Origin of the sequence: Streptomyces sp. NBC_00557 (assembly GCF_036345995.1) — a bacterium.
In the GTDB taxonomy this organism is placed as follows: Bacteria; Actinomycetota; Actinomycetes; order Streptomycetales; family Streptomycetaceae; genus Streptomyces.
This window is the reverse complement of the sequence record NZ_CP107796.1, coordinates 919,524-936,607: the sequence shown is the minus strand read 5'-3', so window position 1 is coordinate 936,607 and position 17,084 is coordinate 919,524. Positions and strand designations below refer to the sequence as shown.

The window sequence follows — 17,084 nt, the reverse complement described above, 5'->3', positions numbered from 1 at the left end:
TAGCTTGATCTTTAACCTGTGCGGCGGGGCTTCGGGGTGGTTGTCTTCTTCTTTGGTCGTTTCGCTGGCTGGGTTTTCTTAGGTGTGTGCACGTCGTGGCGGGGTGCGGGACGGGTGTTTTTCCGGCCCGGTGGCCGGCCGGGACCGGGGAGGGTGCGTTTAGGTGCTCTGGCCGGGCAGGCAGCCTGTGGGCGGATGTGCCGGAAGTCGCGGCGGACGCGAGCGGGAGTGAGCCTGTCCGGAGAGCTGGGTTTCTCCCAGGGACGGCGCCGGTCGGCTGCGAGTGGGCGGGCCAGACGCAGTTGGGTGTAGACGGCGAGGATCAGCCAGGTCCAGCGGTCGGCGGCCTCGGATGTGCGGATTTTCGGGGCGGTCCAGCCGAGGGTCTGTTTGAACAGGCGGAAGGTGTGTTCGATGTCGAAGCGTCGCAGGTAGGCCTGCCAGAGACGGTCGGCGTCTGCCTCCGTGGCGTCGGTGCCCGACCACCACAGCCAGACCGGCTTCGGTGTTGCTCCGCTGGGCAGGTGGTCGATGTCCAGGCGGATAATCGTCCCCTCGACGACGGGAAGGGTGCCGTCGGTGACTGCCCAGGAGGAGCGGTGGGTGAGCCTGGGATGCAGCCGGTCCCAGGAGCGGGCTCTGGCGGTGCCGTATAGACGTGTGTCGGTGACGGTCTCGGTGTCCGGTGTGCCCCAGGTGTCGGGCTGGCCGAAGACGAACTCGCTGCCGTGCCGGGGTGGTCGGCCCTGGGTGTGAGGCTGCCGGGGCGGGACGGCCCGCCGCAGGACACGGTCCGAGCGCATCCGGGCCAGCACCTGCACCGGCAGGTCCCTGAGGAGGAACGCGAGACGGGGTGCGTCGTAGCCGGCGTCCGCGATGATGAGGATCTTCGGGTCGCCTTCCTGCCATTGGCCTGCCCTGATCAGTGTCTCGACCAGTTCGCGCAGTTGCCGGGCAGTGACGGTGGCGGTGTCGTCCCCGGGCGCCAGGCGCAATGCGTCCAGCGGAGCGGTCCAAGAGCTGCGGCCCGGCTCGAGTGCGCAGATGATCGAGTACGGCCAGCCGGGAACCGGGATGTGCTGGTCTTTGCCCCGGCCGTAGGTGTGACACAGAATCCGTTGCGGTGAGGTGTGGGCGTTGGGGCGCAGCCAGCAGGTGATGTCGACGGCCAGGACCAGCCGGCCGTCGACGGCCCGTGGCAGTGGCATCGAGGCCAGGACCTGCCGCAGCCGGTCAGCATCGATCCGGCCGCGGGCGACGGCTGAGTAGAGCCCGCCATGGCCGCGGCGGTGTTCGCCGACCAGTGACAGTTCGGGCAGCGACCTCACCGCCCCGTCACCGCACAGAACGGCATCAGCCAGCTCGAACAACGCATCCGAACGAGCGGTGAGACAGGAATAGAACTCGCCCCGGAAGCATGACAGTTGCTCCAAAGCGTCTCGGCGTGTGTCGCGATGCAGCAGACTCATCCCCACGGCCTTCGTTCTGAAGATGTGTGTTCCTTGGTCGGAGCACATGTTCAGGCGAAGGCCGCCTTCACGTACGGCGGATACCAGACCGAGTGATCAAGTTCGACGCACCATTCGACGTCGGAGGTTAAAGCTCAAGCTAGTGCCGGATCCAGGAGCGGTGGTCGACCGCGGTTATCAGGAGAAGCGGGCAATCGCAGGCTCGGTGTGAATCCGCAACAAGGTGCTGGCCCTCGCGAGGTCTTCGGGAGTGTCGACCGCCAACCCTTTGGTCCGCAGCGCGGAGCATCCATACGCCGTGGCCATGTTCGATGAAGCGCAGCATCTCCACGCCTTCGGTACGTTCCAGCGGCCCCTGGGGGAGATGCCGGAACGTGTTGAGGACCGTTCGGGTGAAGCCGTAGAGACCGAGCTGACGCAGGTACCTCGGTCGGTCACCGCGCGGGTAGGGGATCGGCTGCCGGGAGAACATGAGGGCGTTGTGCTCGGCGTCGACGACGACCTTGACGACGTTGTGGTCCAGGACGGCACCGGCGTCGTCCAGCTCCGTGCACGCGTTCACTGCCAGGGTTCCGGATGCCAGGTGCTCCATGGCTTGGGAGACAGCGTCGATCGCGGTGGGGGAGATGAACGGCTCGTCGCCCTGGACGTTGATGTACGCGTCTGCGGGCAGGCGTTCTGCGCACTCCGCGACGCGGTCCGTGCCGGTGAGGTGTTCTCCGGTCCGCATGCACTCGATGCCCAGGCGGTGACACGCCTCCTCGATGCGTTCGTCATCGGTGGCGACCACCACCCCGTCGAGGCACTTCAGTGCCGCACGCGAACTGAGCCCCTGGAGGCAGGAGCGTATCGTCGCCGACGTCCATGACCAGCTTTTCGCTCTCATGGCAACGGCGTGAGTGAGAGGAGAGACCTGGGTGCCCGTGATGCACGACGACGCCAAGCGACTTGTACGGACTCAGGTCTGGAACGCTCTCGATGCGGCCGGCGCGGTCTACGACGACAGCGTTCACGGCCGCATCCCCAACTTCCGAGGGGCCGATGAGGCCGCGGCCCGGCTGGCTGAACTGGAGGAGTGGAAGAACGCGAATGTCATCAAGGCCGTGCCGGACAAGGCCCAGCTCCCTGTACGGGTTCGTGCCCTGAACGAGGGCAAGCTCGTGTACATGGCAGTCCCTAAGCTGGCGGCGCCGAAGCCCTTTTACCTGCTCGACCCAGCCACACTGACGATCTCGCCCCAAGAGGCAGCCACGAGTCGCGTTGCGTCAACGATCGCACCAACCGTCGAGGTCGACTCCCTCAGTCCGGTCGACGTCGTTGTCCTCGGGAGCGTCGCGGTCAACCGGGACGGTGCCCGGATCGGCAAAGGGGCCGGCTACTCCGACCTGGAGTTCGCACTCCTGACGGAAGCCGGCCTTATTGGCTCCAGCACTCTCGTCGTGACCACGGTGCACAGCCTCCAGGTGATCGACATCCCGATTCCAGTCACTGACCATGACGTGAAGGTCGACCTAGTCATCACGCCTGATGAAGTGATCGAGTGCACGGATCCGCACCGGCCGGAGGGCATTCTCTGGGATCACCTTGATCCGGCCAAGATCTCGGCCATTCCGGCGCTACAGGCAAGAGTGAATCGGTAGTGCACGGCAGCCTTGGCAGCAGAGGCCATCCGAAGAGCGCTCGAAGTGTTGTGGGTGGCTGAGAATCTCGGCCTTACACCGTGTCCTACGTGGTCAGTTTGAGGAGACGTTTGTAGGAGCAGTGGGCTGCAGCAAGGCCGAGGAAGGCCAGGTATTTGCGGCGATCTGGGTCGCCGAGAGGGCTCCGGACGGAGGCAGCTGCGGCAACAGCGTCGCCCAATTTCGCGACTCCCCTGCTGCAGACAGATAGGCGAAGAGACGGTATCGAATGCCCTGGACCGCAAATCCGAGTCTTCCCAGGTCAGCGCACCCTTCCGCGTGGTTTCAACGGCACCGGCGGCAGCTCGGGTGCTGGCAGTGGAGCTCCGTCGTAGCCCTTCACCTCGCCGAATCGGACCCCCTTCATCCACTCCTCGCGAGCCCGTACGATCTCCTCCTGGGTGCGTCCGACGAAGTTCCACCACATGATCAGCTCCTCCGCGAACGGTTCGCCGCCGAGGAGCATGATCCCGGCGTCCGACTCGGCGCGCAGCGGGAGTTCCGAGCGGCCGCAGCCGAGGTAGAGCATCGAGCCCGGCAGCACCGGTACGCCGTCCACGTGGACCTCGCCGGACATGGCGAGGACGCCGTACTCGAAGTCGGGTTCCACGGGCAGGCGTACGTCGGCGCCCCGGGCGAGGGCGAGGTCCGCGCCGATGATCGGGGTGTACGCCGTACCGGGCGAGGCGGCGCCGTCGAGGTCGCCGAGGATCACCGTGGCGGTCAGGCCGGGGGCGGTGACCGTGGGCAGGTCCGGGTGGTACTCGAACTTCGGTTCGGTGTGGCGGTGCCCGTCGGGCAGGGCGACCCACAGCTGGGCTCCGTGCAGGAAGCGGGCGTGCGGGCGGGGGCTCTCCTCGGAGTGGCTGATGCCGCGGCCCGAGGTCATCAGGCCCAGCTGCCGGGGCCGGATCGTCTGCAGGCTGCCCGTCGAGTCGCGGTGCAGCACCTCGCCCTCGTGCAGCCAGCTGACCGTCTGCAGCCCGATGTGCGGATGCGGCGGGACCTGCATGCCGGGCTCGTCGGCGATGTCGTCCGGGCCGTAGTGGTCGACGAACGCCCACGCGCCGATCATGCGGCGGCCGAGGTTCGGCAGCAGCCGGCGCACCTCGGTCGACTCGCCCAGCTTCACCTGGCGGGGGCTCAGCAGCTCGCGTACGGGCTCGGCCACCACGAATCCACGGCCGCCGCAGAGGCCGGGCACGGGCGCGCGGTCAAGATTGCTCATGGCGTCCAACTTAGCGGCGCGGCCGTCGCAGCGGTGAGTGCGGAAGCCACGGATTTTCCTCGGTCAGGTCGGTCAGGTCGGTTAGGCGGATGGCCTGCATACGGCGGCGAGGGGCGGCGAGCGGCTGGGACGGGGATGGTGGCTGCCGAGGCGGCGTGGCGGCTGTATGGCGGGGCGGGGGCGGGCGCTGACCGGGGACCGTGGCCGTGTCACGGGTGGGTGGCGCTCGCGGACGGCCCGGCCGTGGCGGGGACGACCGGGCTCGGGACCGGGGTCGGGGTGCCGGTCGTCGGGCGCGGCGCGCGGGCCGGCTCGGCGGGGTGGGACGGGCCGCCGCGCACGGCGAAGAACACCAGCGCGGCCACCGCGGCCAGCGCCAGCGCGCCCACCACCGCCCGGCGCAGCCGCACCGCCCGGCGGGGCCGCACCGCGGCCGTCGGCGGGCGCAGGGGCCGCAGGTCGGCGGGGCCGACGGAATGCGCTCGCGCGGCCAGGGCGGCCCGCAGCCGCTCCTCGACCGGCGGCCGTGCGGTGCCGTGACCGGACACGCTCATCGCAGTCCCTCCAGACGTCGGCCGAGGGCGTCCAGGGCCCGGCTGGCCGTGGACTTCACGGCACCCCGCGACAGCCCGAGCGTCACGGCGATCTCCGCCTCGCTCAGATGCGACCAGTACCGCAGCACCAGCACCTCCCGCTGCCGCCGGGTCAGCGTGCGCAGCGCCGCCAGCACCTCGCGGTGGTCCTCGTGCAGCAGCACGTCCTCCTCCGGTGCGGGCGCGTGCTGCTCGGGAGCGGGGGTGTGCGCCCGCACGGTCCGGCGCCGGCGCAGCACCGAGCGGGCCGCGTTGACGACACTGGTCCTCAGATAGGCCTCCGGGTCGTCGAGCGAGCCCAGCCGGTGCCCGTGCCGGCGGAAGAGCGCGGTGAAGGCGTCCTGGACGACGTCCTCCGCGGTGGGCAGATCGTCCACGAGCAGCACCGCGAGCCGGACCAGGGCGAGCCGGCGGTGGTGGTACAACTCCTCGATCCCAGGCGGCTGTTCGGGGCCGGAGCGGGCGGCCGGGGCCGCGCCGGGGCCGGTGCCGAGGGGCGCCGGGTCCGCCGGGGCGCCCGTACCGGTGCGGGCGAGGACGCGGGTGCGCAGCGCCCGCCCGAACCGCCGCCAGGGCGCGGGGCGTCGCGGCACGCCGGGTGCGGAGTCCCAGGGCAGGGCCGCCGCCGGTGGTGTGGCTGTCGTCATGGGTCTCCCGGGGCCGGAAGCGGCCGCCGCCGGACGACGGCCCCGCTCCCGGCCCCTTCTCAGGTCGTGCTGCTCAGCCTCGGCGGTGCTGCGGAACCGGCGCCGGCAGGGTCGGCCCATGGTGCGGGCCGTGCCCGGCCCGCCCCCCTCCCGGAACGGGGCTGGGCGTGGCGTGTGCGGGTACGGACGGTACGGGGCTGGGGGACGCGTGTGTGGGCGCGGAGGGTACGGGGCTCGGGGACGCGTGTGCGGGTACGGACGGTACGGGGCTCGGGGTCGCGCTCGTCGGTTCCGGCACCGGGGTCGCGCTTGCCGGCGCGGGCGTCGGGGTCGCCGTACGGACCGGTGACGGGACGGGCGACGGGGTGGCGGTGCGGGCAGGGGAGGGCACCGGCGAGGGGGTGGCGTGGCTGCCTGCCTGGGCCGCCTGGGCCGTGAGGGTGCCGGCGACGGCCAGGGCCGCGCCCACGGCGGAGACCCCCAGGGCGGCACGCAGCCTGCGGGCACGGCTGGGCTGGGACGGACGGTGTGCGGACATGAGTTCCCTCGGTCGTTCGGAGTCGGACATCGGGTCGAAGTGGAGGCCTCCACCCGGACAGACGTCCGGCCCCGGCCGAGGTTGCAGGTGCCGGCCGAGAATTTTTCCGAGGGCATCTCGTACGCGCACGGCCGCGAATGGCGGCCCGCAGTCCCGCGGCTGACCATGGAGGCAAGGGGTACGGCTGCCGCCGCAGCGCCGGCGTCGTCGGAGGACACCGGGAGACGACAGGCCGGCCCAGGCCGTGGTCGGCGGCCGGAAGGGAGGATGCCGTCATGCTGGAAGTGAAGACGGTCGGGAAGCCGGACGAACGGCGCGACTTCCCCCGCGGCCACATCGAAGCCCTGCACCTGAGCGGGCTGGACTTCGCCGTGGCCACCTTCGAACCCGGCTGGCGCTGGTCCGAGTCCGTGGCGCCGCTCGCGGGGACCGGGAGCTGCATGATCCACCACAACGGCTATGTGGTCCGGGGCCGCATGCGCATCCGCATGGACGACGGCGGCGAGTCCGAGATCGGCCCCGGTGACGTGTTCGTCTGTACGCCCGGCCACGACGCCTGGGTGGTGGGTGACGAGCAGGTCGTGGTGTTCGACTTCGCCGGCGCCATGGCCAACGAGTACGCGAGGGGCTGAGGGCGGCCATCGGCGGTCCGCCCGCCCACAGGACCGGGTCGCCCAGGGAGCGGCCCGGTCCGCGTGTCATCCGCCGCCGTACCCGCCGGCGCGCCGGCGGGGGACCGGTGATCACACCGGCAGCAGCCGGGCGACGAGTGCGCCGAGCTGACGGGCCGTACGGCACTCGTGCATCTCGACCAGGCCGGCGTACGCGGGTGCGGCCGAGTCGCCGGTGCCCCACTGGGCGCGAGGCTCGGGATTCAGCCAGTACACGCGCCGGGCCCGTCCGGCGATCTCGCGTACGGCGGCCAGGTTCGGGTCGCTCATGTTCGTCCGGGCGTCACCGAGGACGAACACGGTGGTGCGCGGCCCCACCGCCTCGCCGTACCGCTCGGCGAACTCGCCGAGCGCCATGCCGTAGTCGCTGCTGCCGTGCCAGCCGGTGAGCGTGGCCTCGGCGTGGATGCGGGCGCCGAGGCCCTCGGGGTCGGCGCGGCCGTGGCCGAGCAGCGCGGTCACCTCGTCCAGCCGGTTGACGAAGGCGAACACCCGGATCTTGCTGAACTGGTCGTGCAGCGCCTGGACCAGCAGCATCGTGAAGTCCGAGAAGCCGGACACCGAGCCGGACACGTCGCACAGCAGCACGAGTTCGGGGCGCACCGGGCGGCGTCGGCGCAGCACCGGCCGCATCGGCACCCCGCCCGTGGACAGCGAGGAGCGCAGGGTGCGGCGCAGGTCGACGGTGCCGCGGGCGGCCCGGCGCCGGCGCGCGGCGAGCCGGGTGGCCAGCTTGCGCGCGAGCGGCTGGACGGTCCTGCGCAGCTCGGCCAGTTGCGTGCGGTTGGCGTAGAGGAAGTCCACCCGGTCCGCGGTCGGCAGGACCCCGCGCCGGGCGATCTCCTCCCGCCCGCGCCGTTCGGCGACCCGGCGCCGCGCCTCCGCCCCGACCAGCCGCCGGAACTCCTCGATCCGGCGCCGGATCTCGTCGTCCAGCAGCCGGTCGGCGAACCCCGCCCCGCTGCCCCGCCCGCCCCGGACATCGGCCCGTACCCGGGCCAGCAGGGTCTGCGGACGCAGCCGTTCCAGCGTCTGGTACGCCGAGAAGCCGTCCGAGCCGGGTGAACTGCCGTAGCCGCCGAAGCCGTCGACCGCCTCCACCGCCAGCCGGGCCATCAGCGCCCGGTCGTCGGCCGCCAGGGCCCTGGCCAGCCGGTCGCGCAGCTCCTCCCGGTCCCCGGGGCCGCCGTCCGGGCCCCCGACGCCGCGCGGGAAGTACAGGTCGAAGACCGGGTCGAACACCGCCCGCTGCCCCGGGCCGTGCAGCAGCGTCGCGGCCAGCCCCTCCCGCAGGCGCTCGCGGTCCGCGAGCCCCAGCGCCTCCACCGCGCGGGCCGCGTCCACCGTCTCGCCGGTGCCGATCGGCACGCCGTGCGCGCGCAGCGCCCCGACCAGCCCGGTGATCCGCTCGGCCAGCTCGGTCACAGCGCGTCCAGGTCGAGCTTCGCCGCCGCCTTCTGGATGTCGTCCTGGTGCTTGAGGATGACGCCGAGGGTGTCCCGTACGACCGTCTCGTCCAGCGTGCCGGCGCCCAGCGCCAGCAGGGTGCGCGCCCAGTCGACGGTCTCGGCGACGGACGGCGCCTTGCGCAGGTCCATGGCGCGCAGCGCCCCGACCACCCGCACCACCGACTCGGCCAGCGCCGCGCCGAGGCCCGGCACCTTCAGCCGTACGATCCGCCGCTCCAGCTCCTCCTCCGGGAACCCGATGTGCAGGAACAGGCAGCGGCGGCGCAGCGCCTCGGACAGCTCCCGGCCGGCGTTGGAGGTCAGGACGACGAACGGGCGGCGGGTCGCGGTGACCGTGCCCAGCTCCGGGACCGTGATCTGGAAGTCGCTGAGCACCTCCAGCAGCAGGCCCTCCATCTCGACGTCGGCCTTGTCCGTCTCGTCGATCAGCAGCACCGTCGGCTCGTCGCCGCGGATGGCGGTGAGCAGCGGGCGGGGGAGCAGGAACTCCTCGCTGAAGATGTCGGTGCGGGTCTCGTCCCAGCTCTCGTCGCGGCCGGCGCTGATGCGCAGCAGCTGCTTGGCGTGGTTCCACTCGTACAGCGCCCGGGACTCGTCCACGCCCTCGTAGCACTGGAGCCGGACCAGGCGGGCCCCGGCGACCTGCGCGACGGCCTTGGCCAGCTCGGTCTTGCCGACCCCGGCCGGGCCCTCGACCAGCAGCGGCTTGCCCAGCCGGCCGGCGAGGAACACGGTCGTGGCGACGGCGGGCGAGGCGAGGTAGCCCGTCTCGGCGAGGCGGGCGGCGACGTCGTCGACGGACGTGAACAACGGGGCCTCCGGCGGGTCGGGATGCTGTCCTGGCCCCTATCTAAGCGCTTGTTCAGCTCGCCTGTCACGTGGTTCCCGGGTGCGGGACCGCCCGCCCGCGGCCGGGAGGGGCGGCGGCGCATACACCGATCGGTTTTCTTTCGCTCGCGGGCCCCGTTAACCTCGCTCCATGGCCTCCACCGACACGAAGTCCCCGCGCGAGCGGCTGCTCGACGCCGCGGCCCGGCTCTCCTACCGCGAGGGCGTCTCCGTCGGCATCGAGGCGCTGTGCCGGGAGGCGGGTGTCTCCAAGCGGTCGATGTACCAGCTCTTCGACAGCAAGGACGCCATGCTGGCCGCGAGCCTGGAGCGGCGCATCCCCGGCTACGAGGCCCGGCTCGCGCACCCCGACCCGGAGTCCGCCACCCCGCGCGAGCGCATCCTGCACGTCTTCGGACGCCTGGAGCAGGCGTCCGCGGACGCCGACTACCACGGCTGCCCCTACCTGGCCGTCCTCGTGGAGCTGAAGAACCCCGAGCACCCGGCGACCCGGGTCGCCCGCGGTGTCAAGGAACGGCTGACCGAGGCCTTCCGTGCCGAGGCGGAACGCGGCGGCGCCCGCGACCCCGGGCTCCTCGCCCGCCAGCTCCTGCTGGTCTTCGACGGCGCCAGCGCCCGGGCCGGCGCCGGAGTGGAACGCCTGGACGACGGGCTGGCGACGGCGACGGTGACGGCGCTGCTGGACGCGGCCGGGATGCGGTAGCGGCCCGGCCGCGTCCAGCACAGATCCGGGCCGCGTCGACGCGCCGGCTGCCCCGTGATCCGGGTTCTCGTGCTCGGACGCGAGGCCGCGCCGTTCAGCGCCTGGGGCGGCGGTGCCGTCGGCCGAGGAGGAACACGCCGCTGCCCGTGCTCAGGACCCCGGCGGCAGCGGCGCCGAGCACGATGGCCTGCCGGGTGCGCCCGTCGGCGCCGTTTCCCGTCGGCTGCGGGGTGGGTCCGGCGGCGGCTGCCGCCCGGAGGATCAGCTGGGCGACGGCGTCGGGCCGGGCGATGAGGGAGACGTGGCAGGTGTCGATCTCGACCGTGTGGGAGTGGGCGCGTCGGGCCTCGAAGCGTTCCAGCCGGGGGCTGATCGTCATGTCCTGCCGGCCCACGAGGGCCCAGGACGGGATGTCCTTCCACGCGGCGACCCTGGCCTTCTCGGAGAACGCGGTCGTGGCGGCCGGCCGTTGGGTGACGGCCAGCAGGTTCGCCTGGCTCTCCGGCAGGCAGGCGGCGAACACCGAGTGCACCTTGTCCGGCTTGAGATAGAGGTCCGTACCGCTCGTGTCACCCGTCCGGAAGGGCACGGAGTCGGTGGCGGTGGCGAGTGCGCTGGGGAACCGGGCGGCCAGCGACATGCCGCTCTCGCCGACGTCGGGCATCTGCGCGGATATGTACACCAGCGACTTCACCTGCGGATTCCCGGCGGCGGCCGTGCTGATGACGGCGCCGCCGTAGGAGTGGCCGGCCAGGACGATCGGGCCTTTGACCGACTTCAGCACCGAGGCGATGTACGCCGCGTCGCTGTACAGCCCGCGCAGCGGGTTGGCCGGTGCCATGACCGTGTACCCGCGGCGCTCCAGTCGTTGGACGACGCCGTTCCAGCTGGAGCCGTCCGCGAACGCGCCGTGCACCAGCACGATGGTCGGCTTCCCGCCGCTCGCCGGACCGGCCGCCAGGGCCGGAGTCGTGGTGCCGGCGCACAGGACGACGGCCGCGGCTGCCGCCGTGACGGCGCGGACGCGCCGGGCGCGGCCTGTGGAGCCGGACATCGCAGAGCTGGTCACACCGTTCTCGCTTTCCTCCGGGGCCGAGGGCCTACGAGTCAGAGGCTCGACGAATCGGCGGGTACGGGCCCGCCGGCATCGCCTGATCGGGTGACTTGGATGGAGCATCGGAGTGATGTTCGGCCTTCTCGGTTGACGGCAGGGCCCGCGCGTCACCGCCCGAAGGCCACCATGGTCTTCCGGACCGCTCGTCCGACCGCAGGCGCCGGTGGCCGCCACGATCTCCTCCGGCGGGGAAGAGGCGGTCCACCACGGGGCGGCAGCCGACCGGTGTGCGGACCGAGGCGGGGGCACGCCCTGCGCCGCGCCGGGATGGACCGGGCCTTCCGGGCCTGCTCGGTGACACAGCTGCATACGGAGCGCTCGGTCAGCCGAGCAGGATCACCTCCAGGGTGCGCGGGCCGTGCACGCCCTCCACCCGGTCCAGTTCGATGTCGCTGGTGGCCGACGGGCCGGAGATCCAGGTCGACGGGCGGGCGGGATCGAGGCGTTCGAGGGCCTGCGGAACCGAGGAGACCACCTGGTCCGGGACGCGGACGACGCAGATGTGGTGGTCCGGGACGAGTGAGATGCGGCGCCGGCCCTGGTCGGGGGAGCCGTCCAGGACGATCGTGCCGGTCTCCGCGATCGCCATCGCGCAGCCGGTCACCACGCTGTCCACCCGGTCCAGTTCCTGCGGTGTGCTGTCCGGACGGTCCTCGATCCGCGCCACGTCCGCGGCGGCCAGCCACTGTCCCGGCAGCCCGGGCGGCACCAGCACCTGCCGCGCGCCGCGGTCGGCCAGCAGCCTCCGGACGAGGTCCGCGACCGATCCGGCGTCGCTGCGGTGCACGATCGCCCGGTAGTCCGCCAGGTTCGCGGCCAGCAACTCCACCGTCTGTCCGGTCGTCCGCGTCCCGTGCTCGCGCAGATACTCCCGGGCGACGGCCTCCTCGTACGGCCGCTCGTCCGCGGGCACGTCGGCGAGCGCCCGCCGCACCCGGCCGAGGATCCTGTCCCTGCTGCTCACCTGACGCCGTCCTTCCCGCCGCGCGTGCGCTGCCACCAGTCCCGGAAGGGCTCCGCCGGCACGGCCGGCAGGTCCCGGGCGCCGGTCCACGCCCGTCCCGGGCCCGGCAGCGTACGGGGATGCAGCCGGCGGGTGCGGGAGGCGAGCCGCTGGCCGGTGCGCAGGGCCGTGGGGTGCGTGAAGGCCCAGCGCGCCGCGCGCATGGCCGCCCGCTCGGCCGCGTGCCCCTTGGCGGGCTTCAGCACGACCTTGTTGCCCTGCCGCACCGCCGGACCGCCCTGCACGACCCGCTCCCGCAGATGCACCAGCACCTCGGGGATGTCGATGGCGACCGGGCACACCTCGTAGCAGGCACCGCACAGACTCGACGCGTACGGCAGGGAGGCGTCGATCTCGCTTGCCGTGCCCCGCAGTTGCGGGCTGAGGATCGCCCCGATCGGACCCGGGTACACCGAGCCGTAGGCGTGGCCGCCCGCCCGCTCGTACACCGGGCAGACGTTCAGGCAGGCCGAGCAGCGGATGCAGCGCAGCGCCTGGCGGCCGACGGTGTCGGCGAGGGTGTCGGTGCGGCCGTTGTCGAGCAGGACGAGGTGGAAGGCGCGGGGGCCGTCCTCGTCCCTGGTGCCGGTCCACATGCTCGTGTACGGGTTCATGCGCTCGGCGGTGGAGGAGCGGGGCAGGGTCTGCAGGAACACCTCCAGGTCCCGCCAGGCCGGCACCACCTTCTCGATGCCGACGACCGAGATCAGCGTCTCCGGCAGGGTCAGGCACATCCGGCCGTTGCCCTCGGACTCGACGACGACCAGGGTGCCGGTCTCGGCGACCATGAAGTTGGCGCCGGAGATCCCGACCTTCGCACGCAGGAACTTCTCCCGCAGGTGCAGCCGCGCGGCCTCGGCGAGTTCGGCCGGCGCGTCGGTCAGGCCCTCGGGAGCCGGGCGGCCCCACTCGCCCATCTCCGAGCGGAAGATGTCCCGGATCTCCCTCCGGTTCCGGTGGATGGCCGGCACCAGGATGTGCGAGGGCCGGTCCTTGCCCAACTGCACGATCAGCTCGGCGAGATCGGTCTCGTAGGCGCGGATGCCCTCCGCCTCGAGGGCTTCGTTCAGCCCGATCTCCTGCGTGGCCATCGACTTGACCTTGACGACCTCCGACTCGCCGGTCGCCTTCACCAGGCCGGCCACGATCCGGTTGGCCTCCTCGGCGTCCGCCGCCCAGTGGACCGTACCGCCCGCCGCCGTGACCGACTCCTCCAACTGCTCCAGATACCGGTCGAGATGGCGCAGCGTGTGGTCCTTGATCCGGCGGCCCGCCTCGCGCAGCGCCGCCCAGTCGTCCAGCTCGGCGACCGCGCGGGCCCGCTTGGCGCGTATGGTGTGCGTCGCGTGCCGCAGATTGCCGCGCAGGGTGGGGTTGTGGACGGCGTCGTGCGCGGCCTTGGGGAAGGCCGGCATGCCGACGAACGTTCCGCTCATGCCGCCGGTTCCTCCTCCGTGCTCGCCAGGATCTCCGCGATGTGCACCGGCCGCATGCCCGCCTTCAGCCGGCTCATGGTGCCCCCGATGTGCATCAGACACGAGTTGTCGGCCGCGCACAGCACCTCCGCGCCCGTCGAGACGGCGTTGCGCACCTTGTCCACGCCCATCGCCGCCGACACCTCCGCGTTCTTCACCGCGAAGGTGCCGCCGAAACCGCAGCACTCCTCGGCTCCCGGCAGTTCCACCAGCTCCAGGTCCTTCACCGCCCGCAGCAGCCGCCGGGGCCGGTCGCCCAGGCCGAGCGAGCGCAGCCCGTGACAGGTCGGATGATAGGTGACCGTGTGCGGGTAGTAGGCCCCGACGTCCGTCACGCCGAGCACGTCCACCAGGAACTCCGTCAGCTCGTACGTCTTCGGCACCACCGGCGCCAGCGTTCGCGCCAGCGAGTCCCCGCGCCCCTCCGCGCGCGCCCGCTCGCCCATCCGCGGATACAGCTCCCGCACCATCGCCCCGCACGACCCGGACGGGGTCACGATCGCCTCGTAGCCGCCGAAGACATCGGAGAAGTGCCGGGCCAGCGGCTCGGCCTCGTGCCGGTAACCCGTGTTGTAGTGCGCCTGCCCGCAGCAGCTCTGGCCCATCGGGAAGTCGACGTCGACACCCAGTCTGGTCAGCAGTTTCACCACGGCACGGCCGGTGTCCGGATAGAGCGTGTCGTTGACACAGGTCAGGAACAGGGCGACACGCATCACGGCTCCTTGGAATCGGTCATCGGACGAGTGCAGGGTAGTCGGCGGACACCGCCGAAGGGAGAGGCGCCACTCACCGCGCGGCGAGCCGTGCCTCGGCCTCCCGCCAGCGCGCCGCCTCGCCGCGAGGCGTGTACCGGGTCAGCGGCTGCGTGCGGGCGAGCAGCCCGCGCATCGCGGTCAGGTCGCCGGCAAGCCCGTGGGCGCGGGCCTGGACCAGGACGTTGCCCAGCGCCGCCGCCTCCGTGGCGCCGGCGACCACGGGCAGCCCGCAGGCGTCGGCGGTCAGCTGGCACAGCAGCGCGTTGCGGGTGCCGCCGCCGACGACGTACACCACGTCCACCGGATGGTCGGCGAGCCGCTGTGCGTCCTCGACGGCCCGCCGGTGGGCGAGGGCGAGCGAGTCCAGGATGCACCGGGTGACCTCCGCCCGCGTCAGCGGGACCGGCTGCCCCGACGCCCGGCACGCCTCCGCGATCCGCTCCGGCATCCGCCCCGGCGCCAGGAAGGCCTCGTCGCCGGCGTCCACCACCGAGCGCAGCGCCGGCACCCCGCCGGCCTCGCGCAGCAGAGCCGCCAAGTCCGGCTCTTCCCAAGCCCGTTGGCACTCCTGGAGCAGCCACAGCCCCATGATGTTGCGCAGATACCGGACCGTGCCGTCGAGCCCCAGCTCGTTGGTGAAGTTCGCGGCCCGGCTCTCCTCGGTGAGCACCGGAGCGGTCAGCTCCAGACCCGCCAGCGACCAGGTGCCGGTGCAGATGTAGGCGAAGCGCTCACCGGTGGCCGGGACGGCCGCCACCGCCGAAGCGGTGTCGTGCGAACCCACCGCCGTCACCGGCACGGGACCGGCCGGCCCGGTCTCCTCCAGCACCTGAGGCCGCAGCACGCCCGCCGGGTCGCCGGGCTGCCGCAGCGGCGCGAACAGCCCCAGGTCGATGCCGAGCCGGCCGGCGACGTCGTACGACCACGTCCGCGTCCGGGGATCGATCAGCTGGGTGGTGGAGGCGTTGGTCAGCTCGGTGCCCTGCTCGCCGGTGAGCCAGTACGAGATCAGGTCCGGGACGAGCAACAGCCGCCTGGCCTGGGCGAACTGGGCGGTGGAGCGGGCGGCCACCAGCTGGTACAGGGTGTTGAACGGCGCGTACTGCAGCCCGGTGGCCGCGTACAGCTCCTCGGCCGGCACGCTCGCCCAGACCTTCTCCGCGATCCCCTCGGTGCGGGCGTCGCGGTAGTGCACCGGATTGCCCAGCAGAGCCCCGTCGGCGTCCAGCAGGCCGTAGTCCACCGCCCAGCTGTCGATGCCGACGGAGTCCACCCGGCCCGCCGCCCGCAGCCCGTCCAGTACACCGCCGTACAGCGCGAGGACGTCCCAGCGCAGTCCCTCCGCGAGCCGCACCGGCCGGTTGGGGAACCGGTGCGCCTCGCTCAGCTCCAGCGAGTCCGGGCCCACCCGGCCGACCATCACCCGCCCGCTGGAGGCGCCGAGATCGACCGCGGCGTACGACCGCACGGGCCCGCTCACCGCAGGAAGGCGGCCGCGACGCCGGCGTCGACCGGGACGTGCAGCCCGGTGGTGTGGGTCAGTTCGCCGCCCGTCAGGGCGAACACCGCGTTGGCCACGTGCTCGGGAAGCACCTCCCGCTTCAGGATCGTCCGCTGGGCGTAGAACTCGCCCAGCTTCTCCTCCGGCACCCCGTACACCGCCGCCCGCTGCGCGCCCCAGCCGCCCGCGAAGATCCCCGAGCCGCGCACCACACCGTCGGGGTTGACCCCGTTGACCCGGATGCCGTGCTCACCCAACTCCGCCGCCAGCAGCCGCACCTGGTGGGCCTGGTCGGCCTTGGCCGCGGAGTAGGCGATGTTGTCGGGCCCGGCGAAGACGGCGTTCTTGGAGGCGATGTACACGATGTCACCGCCCAGCCCCTGGGCGATCATCACCCGCGCCGCCTCCCGTGAGACCAGGAAGGAGCCGCGGGCCATGATGTCGTGCTGCAGGTCCCAGTCGCGTGCCGACGTCTCCAGCAGCGGCTTGGAGAGGGAGATGCCCGCGTTGTTGACCACGAGGTCGACGCCGCCGAAGGCGAGCACGGCCGCCTTGAAGGCCTGTGCGATCTGCTCCTCGGAGGTGACGTCGACGGTCACCGCGACCGCCTTGTCCGGGCCGCCCAGCTCCTCGGCGACCTCACAGGCCTTCTCGCCGTCGAGGTCCGCGACCACCACACAGGCGCCCTCGGCGGCCAGCCGGCGCGCGATCGCCCTGCCGATCCCGCTGCCGGCCCCGGTGACCAGAGCCACCCGGGTCGCCAGCGGCGTCGGCTTCGGCATCCGCTGCAGCTTGGCCTCCTCCAGCGCCCAGTACTCGATGCGGAACTTCTCCGACTCCTCGATCGGCGCGTACGCCGACACCGCTTCCGCACCGCGCATGACGTTGACGGCGTTGACGTAGAACTCGCCGGCCACGCGTGCCGTGTGCTCGTCCTTGCCGAAGCTGAACATGCCCACGCCCGGGACCAGGACGATCGCCGGGTCGGCGCCGCGCATGGCGGGGGAGTCCGGGGTCGCGTGCCGCTCGTAGTAGGCGGCGTACTCCTCGCGGTAGGCGGCGTGCAGCTCCTTCAGCCGGGCCACGGCCTGCTCCAGCGGAGCGGCCGGCGGCAGGTCGAGCACCAGCGGCCGTACCTTCGTGCGCAGGAAGTGGTCCGGGCAGGACGTGCCCAGCGCGGCGAGCCGCGGGTGCTCGGCGCGGGCCAGGAAGTCCAGGACGACGTCGGTGCCGGTGAAGTGCCCGACCTGTGCCTTGTCCTGGGATGCCAGGGCCCGCACGTACGGTGCGAGGGCCGCGGCGCGCTCCCGCCGCTCGGCCTCGGCAAGGGCCTCGTAGCCCTCACATGTCGGAAGGCGGCACGGAAGGGCGGACCGGAGCCGGCTTGTTA

15 protein-coding genes and 1 pseudogene are annotated in these 17,084 nt (G+C 72.4%); 3 read left to right on the top strand and 13 right to left on the bottom strand.

What is annotated here, in order from left to right:
- Positions 1-11 precede the first annotated feature (11 nt).
- Entirely contained in the window at positions 12-1,469 is a 1,458-nt protein-coding gene (locus OG956_RS03545; RefSeq protein WP_330336445.1) for an NF041680 family putative transposase, read from the bottom strand.
- Positions 1,470-1,608: 139 nt separating this feature from the next.
- A complete protein-coding gene (locus OG956_RS03540) occupies positions 1,609-2,262 on the bottom strand; it encodes a cytidylyltransferase domain-containing protein (RefSeq protein WP_330336444.1) in 654 nt (217 codons plus the stop codon).
- A 133-nt stretch (positions 2,263-2,395) separates the two neighbouring features.
- Between OG956_RS03540 and OG956_RS03535 the strand changes: the two genes are divergently transcribed.
- Positions 2,396-3,109 (top strand): 5-formyltetrahydrofolate cyclo-ligase, encoded by a 714-nt coding sequence (locus tag OG956_RS03535; protein WP_330342727.1) that lies wholly within the window; start codon positions 2,396-2,398, stop codon positions 3,107-3,109.
- Between the two features lie 301 nt (positions 3,110-3,410).
- Here OG956_RS03535 and OG956_RS03525 read toward each other — a convergent pair whose 3' ends face one another.
- From OG956_RS03525 to OG956_RS03515, 3 genes are all read right to left on the bottom strand, one after another.
- Complete coding sequence (locus tag OG956_RS03525; RefSeq protein ID WP_330336443.1) at positions 3,411-4,376, bottom strand: pirin family protein; 966 nt, start codon at positions 4,374-4,376, stop codon at positions 3,411-3,413.
- Between the two features lie 209 nt (positions 4,377-4,585).
- A complete protein-coding gene (locus OG956_RS03520) occupies positions 4,586-4,930 on the bottom strand; it encodes a hypothetical protein (protein ID WP_330336442.1) in 345 nt (114 codons plus the stop codon).
- Positions 4,927-5,616, bottom strand: a complete 690-nt coding sequence (locus tag OG956_RS03515) for an RNA polymerase sigma factor (RefSeq protein ID WP_330336441.1) — start codon at positions 5,614-5,616, stop codon at positions 4,927-4,929. The genes OG956_RS03520 and OG956_RS03515 overlap by 4 nt, the downstream gene beginning before the upstream one ends.
- 813 nt (positions 5,617-6,429) lie before the next feature.
- On the opposite strand from OG956_RS03515, the gene OG956_RS03510 reads away from it, so the two are divergent.
- Positions 6,430-6,786: a cupin domain-containing protein gene (locus tag OG956_RS03510; RefSeq protein ID WP_330336440.1), complete on the top strand. Its 357-nt coding sequence runs from the start codon at positions 6,430-6,432 to the stop codon at positions 6,784-6,786.
- Positions 6,787-6,897: 111 nt separating this feature from the next.
- Here OG956_RS03510 and OG956_RS03505 read toward each other — a convergent pair whose 3' ends face one another.
- Together OG956_RS03505 and OG956_RS03500 are read right to left on the bottom strand one after the other, a co-directional pair.
- The gene (locus tag OG956_RS03505) at positions 6,898-8,250 is read right to left on the bottom strand and encodes a vWA domain-containing protein (RefSeq protein WP_330336439.1); all 1,353 of its coding nucleotides are present in this window, start codon (positions 8,248-8,250) and stop codon (positions 6,898-6,900) included.
- Positions 8,247-9,104 (bottom strand): AAA family ATPase, encoded by an 858-nt coding sequence (locus tag OG956_RS03500; RefSeq protein ID WP_330336438.1) that lies wholly within the window; start codon positions 9,102-9,104, stop codon positions 8,247-8,249. The genes OG956_RS03505 and OG956_RS03500 overlap by 4 nt, the downstream gene beginning before the upstream one ends.
- Before the next feature lie 169 nt (positions 9,105-9,273).
- Here OG956_RS03500 and OG956_RS03495 point away from each other — a divergent pair, with 169 nt between their 5' ends.
- Complete coding sequence (locus tag OG956_RS03495) at positions 9,274-9,846, top strand: TetR/AcrR family transcriptional regulator (protein ID WP_330336437.1); 573 nt, start codon at positions 9,274-9,276, stop codon at positions 9,844-9,846.
- A 94-nt stretch (positions 9,847-9,940) separates the two neighbouring features.
- Here the strand turns inward: OG956_RS03495 and OG956_RS03490 are convergent, their stop codons facing one another.
- The 6 genes and pseudogenes from OG956_RS03490 to rhaD form a co-directional block, all read right to left on the bottom strand.
- A complete protein-coding gene (locus OG956_RS03490) occupies positions 9,941-10,915 on the bottom strand; it encodes an alpha/beta fold hydrolase (RefSeq protein WP_330336436.1) in 975 nt (324 codons plus the stop codon).
- 367 nt (positions 10,916-11,282) lie between these two features.
- Positions 11,283-11,924 carry a LutC/YkgG family protein gene (locus OG956_RS03485; protein WP_330336435.1) on the bottom strand — a complete coding sequence of 214 codons (642 nt, stop codon included), beginning with the start codon at positions 11,922-11,924 and terminating at the stop codon, positions 11,283-11,285.
- The gene (locus tag OG956_RS03480) at positions 11,921-13,399 is read right to left on the bottom strand and encodes a LutB/LldF family L-lactate oxidation iron-sulfur protein (RefSeq protein WP_330336434.1); all 1,479 of its coding nucleotides are present in this window, start codon (positions 13,397-13,399) and stop codon (positions 11,921-11,923) included. Before OG956_RS03480 ends, OG956_RS03485 begins: the two co-directional genes overlap by 4 nt.
- Positions 13,396-14,151 carry a (Fe-S)-binding protein gene (locus tag OG956_RS03475; RefSeq protein ID WP_330336433.1) on the bottom strand — a complete coding sequence of 252 codons (756 nt, stop codon included), beginning with the start codon at positions 14,149-14,151 and terminating at the stop codon, positions 13,396-13,398. The genes OG956_RS03480 and OG956_RS03475 overlap by 4 nt, the downstream gene beginning before the upstream one ends.
- Before the next feature lie 73 nt (positions 14,152-14,224).
- The gene (locus tag OG956_RS03470) at positions 14,225-15,661 is read right to left on the bottom strand and encodes a rhamnulokinase (protein WP_330342726.1); all 1,437 of its coding nucleotides are present in this window, start codon (positions 15,659-15,661) and stop codon (positions 14,225-14,227) included.
- A gap of 8 nt (positions 15,662-15,669) precedes the next feature.
- Positions 15,670-17,046: pseudogene (rhaD, locus tag OG956_RS03465) on the bottom strand (bifunctional rhamnulose-1-phosphate aldolase/short-chain dehydrogenase); the annotation flags it as partial.
- Positions 17,047-17,084 lie beyond the last annotated feature (38 nt).